A 3,742-nucleotide genomic window follows, 5' to 3' on the forward strand; every position below is an offset into this window, starting at 1 on the left:
ACGATAGTCATTAAATCACCATTTCATTTATATTAAGCAATTAAAGGGGGGGGGTGGTAGATTTTAAATAAGAAAGTTGTTGTGGCTGCCATTTTATATATTACCTGAATATGGTTTAAATAGGTGTATCGTTTCACAATTAAAATCATTTAGGGTGTTAGCTCAAATTGCCTATATTTTGAAGCTTGTTAATTAGGGAAGAAAATCGAAATTTCGCACATAACTTTTTCAATGTTACATTTACATACAATACGTTTCGCCCGTGATATGGTAACATAGTTATGTGTTAGTGTGACCTGAGTGGGTTTAACAAGCGCTCAATTAATTTATAGGTGAAAAAAATGAGGCTGCTTTAGAAGCAGCCTCACAATTATTAATGTCCTATTAATATTAGTAGCCAGGGTTTTGCACTAAATTTTCGTTTAAATCCAGCTCATTTACTGGAATAGGGAAAATTACTTTGTTTTGACCTGGAGCGGAATCTGAGATGTTTTTTTGACCTGGACGTCTTAGATTCTGTCCATTTCTTAATAAATCCATTCTTCTGTGTCCTTCGAAGCAAAGTTCTTTTCTTCTTTCATTCAATATTTGGTCTAAGTCAACGGCTAATAATGGTAGTAACCCAGCTCGCTCTCTAAGTTTATTGATGTCTGATAAAGGAGAAGCTCCGATTGCCGTACCACCTCTTAAATTAGCCTCTGCTCTTGTAAGATACATTTCTGTTACCCTCAATACTGGAGCGTTATCTGAGTTGGTTACACCATCAGGAAACTTATTAGAGAATGGTCTTTCAGTACCTAGCGCATCGGCGCCTATTTGTGTTAGTTCTGAATATCTTAGGTCGCCAATTTCTTCTGCGAAGGCAGCCAATAGATCATCAGAATAAGGTGCATCACCTCTACCAGTTGGAGTGGGATTGGTAAGGCCTGAAAAGCCTTCATTGCTATCTTGTCCATCAGCTTCTGTATTTACTAATGTAAAATAGAATTCTTTACTTGTCGTATTATAAAAGCTATAATCGGTTGCTAGGGCATAAGCGCTATTATTTATTGCCTTATCGGCAAATTCAGCAGCTTGTGACCATTTTCCTTGGTACAAGTACAGCCTAGCAAGTAAAGCTTGGGCAGCACCTTTGGTAGCGATACTATTATCTTCATCAGTCAATGATGGTAATGCATCTAATAGATCGGCTTCAATTTGACCCTGAACTGCATTTAATGTGGCTCTCGACTCATATTTAACTTCTCCTTCAAATGGCTCTAGTACCAATGGAACTGCAAGATCAGTACCACCGCTTACTTGAATTGGTTGTGAATACCAATTTGAAAGATTGAAGTAAACCAACGCTCGCAAAAATTTTGCTTGTCCTATTGCATTCGCTCTTTCTTCGGCTGTAAAATCATCATCTTCAACCAATGGAACATTCTTAATAACCAAGTTAGCTGCTCCGATAGTTTCATATGAATCATCCCACATAGCAGCAATTGAATTGTTATCTGCTAATGTGGTGTAATCTCTAATGTGTCGGAATGTGGGAAACGAACCAACGAAATCTATATTATCTGCTTGCCAGTCACCTGCTAATTGCCAAGTTCCGTTCAAGACATCGTCCTGCTGGGCTGCGCTATAAGCTCCTGTTAGAACTCCAAGTGCAAGGGATTTGTTTGAGAATGAAACTTCTTGTGTTAGTTGGTCTTCTGGAGCTATTTCAATTTTATCACTGGAGCAAGACAGCACTAGTGTAGCTAATACTCCTGTTAATATTATATTCTTCATCATTTTTAATATTTGTATTATTGTTAGATTAGAAAGTCAATCTAGCACCGATTAAATAAGTTTTTGACTGTGGTGGGGTAAAGAATGTTTCTCCTTGACGTCCGTTAGCAGTTGAATCGGTTACTTCCGGATCTATACCATCTAAATCACTTCCTTTCAGGGTCCATAGATTATTAGCAGTCGCGTATAATCTTACCCCTGTTAAAAATCCTAATTTACTTGCAAACTTTTGTGGCAAATTATACCCTAGAGTTATGTTCTTTAATCTGGCATAAGATCCGTCCTTTAATTGTAAAGTGGAATTCTGCGCAAACGTATTAATTGTCGAACTTGTAAATGCTGGAACGTAAGCATTATCACCAGGCTTTTGCCATACATCTAATAAAGCGGTCCTGTTATTGAAAGTGCTGCTTGGATCGTCAGTAAAACGTAATCCAGAAACAAAGATGTCGTTACCATAGCTGAAGTTAAAAAAGAAGCTCAGGTCGAAATCTTTGTAACGTAAATTATTTCTAAACCCACCAACAAAATCAGGGCTCGCGTCACCAGCTATTACTCTGTCTTCTGAGGTTGGGGTAGTTGTGGCAATTCCGTCTTTATCTAGCCACTCAGCATCGCCGGTTTCAGGGTTTACACCTTTGTATCTAACGAGATAAAAAGTGTTTACAGAATGTCCTTCAATGGCTCTCTGCACTGATGATCCAGATACAAACCTGCGCCCTTCACTATCCCTGTTAGCGCCAGGTAAGGAGAGGACTTCGTTTTTATTAATACCGAAATTTACAGAAGTGGTCCAATCAAAATCTTTTCCTCTAAATATATCGGCAGAAAAATCAATGTCAAATCCTTTGTTTTCCATTTCTCCAACGTTGTCAATGATAGAGTTTAGGCCACCGTTAGTTTGTGGGATTGGAACATTTAAGATAAGATCGGTAGTAGTTTTATTGTAATAGTCCAAATTAAAACGAACACGATTATCAAACATACCCATTTCCACTCCAATATCATAGGATTTAGAACGCTCCCATTTAAGATTGGGGTTTGCTGCTGATAATTGTCTTATTCCTGAAACACCGTTATAATTAGAAACCGTGCCTCCTCCAAAATTTTCTAAAGAAGCATAGTCTCCAATCCTATCATTTCCAGAAGTACCGTAATTAGCTCTTAATTTCAGGTTGTTTAGCCATGATGAATTCCTTAGAAATTCTTCCTGGGATAATATCCAAGCACCACCTGCAGCCCAGAAATTACCATATTGGTTATTAGCTCCAAATCTTGATGAACCATCTCTTCTAAAAGAGCCCTCTAACACATATTTATTGTCAAATGAGTAGTTTGCTCTGGTGAAGTAACCTGTAAGCCTGCTTTCTGTAGTTGAGTTTTGGGTAGTTCCTGGTGTGGATGCGGAAATAGTATTTATTTGTCTATCTGAAAGGAATCCAGTAGCGGTAACAATAATATCTCTTTCTTCCGTTTGTTCATAAGACATACCGGCAATTGCTGAAATATTATGCCTCCCGAAAATTTTACTATAGTTTAAGGTATTTGTCCAAACAAACTTATTCTGTTGGTTAACATTATTAGACGCATATCCTCCTGGAGAATTAATTTCCAGGGATCTTTCGAATGCTTCTAGATTCACTCTATCAATACCAAAGTCAGATCTCACTTTCAAATCATCCGTAAGTTTAATTTCGCCAAAAATATTTCCAACAGTTCTAAAGCTATTAGCGTAGTTTGTATCTAATTCTTCAATAGCTAAGACGTTGGCAATAAAACCAGTGTTTACAAAGTTGCCATTGGCATCCCTTGGCTCAACCCACGGCTGTTGAAGATATGACGAGGTCAATGGTGCAAAAGTTGAGTTTTCCGCCCCAACTCTATCATTTTTAGTTTCACCAACACTTAAATTAACACCCAATTTTAGCCAGTCGTTTGCGTCATGGGCTAAGTTCATTCTGGCGCT

The 3,742-nt window shown here is 37.9% G+C and carries 2 protein-coding genes; both read right to left on the reverse strand.

All coding sequences use genetic code 11. The features are described from left to right. Positions 1–390: 390 nt before the first annotated feature. On the reverse strand, positions 391–1,779 hold the full coding sequence (locus F1E73_RS16540) for a RagB/SusD family nutrient uptake outer membrane protein (protein WP_150452597.1): 1,389 nt from the start codon (positions 1,777–1,779) through the stop codon (positions 391–393). Between the two features lie 25 nt (positions 1,780–1,804). Next, the coding region (locus F1E73_RS16545) for a SusC/RagA family TonB-linked outer membrane protein (protein WP_150452598.1) at positions 1,805–3,742 on the reverse strand (1,938 nt) is incomplete at its 5' end.

The sequence above is a fragment of the Arenibacter lacus genome (assembly GCF_008711145.1).
In the GTDB taxonomy this organism is placed as follows: domain Bacteria; phylum Bacteroidota; class Bacteroidia; order Flavobacteriales; family Flavobacteriaceae; genus Arenibacter; species Arenibacter amylolyticus.

Coding starts and splice junctions, on each gene's coding strand:
- F1E73_RS16540 (WP_150452597.1), bottom strand. CDS start 1,779: ATGATGAAGAATATAATATTAACAGGAGTATTAGCTACACTAGTGCTG.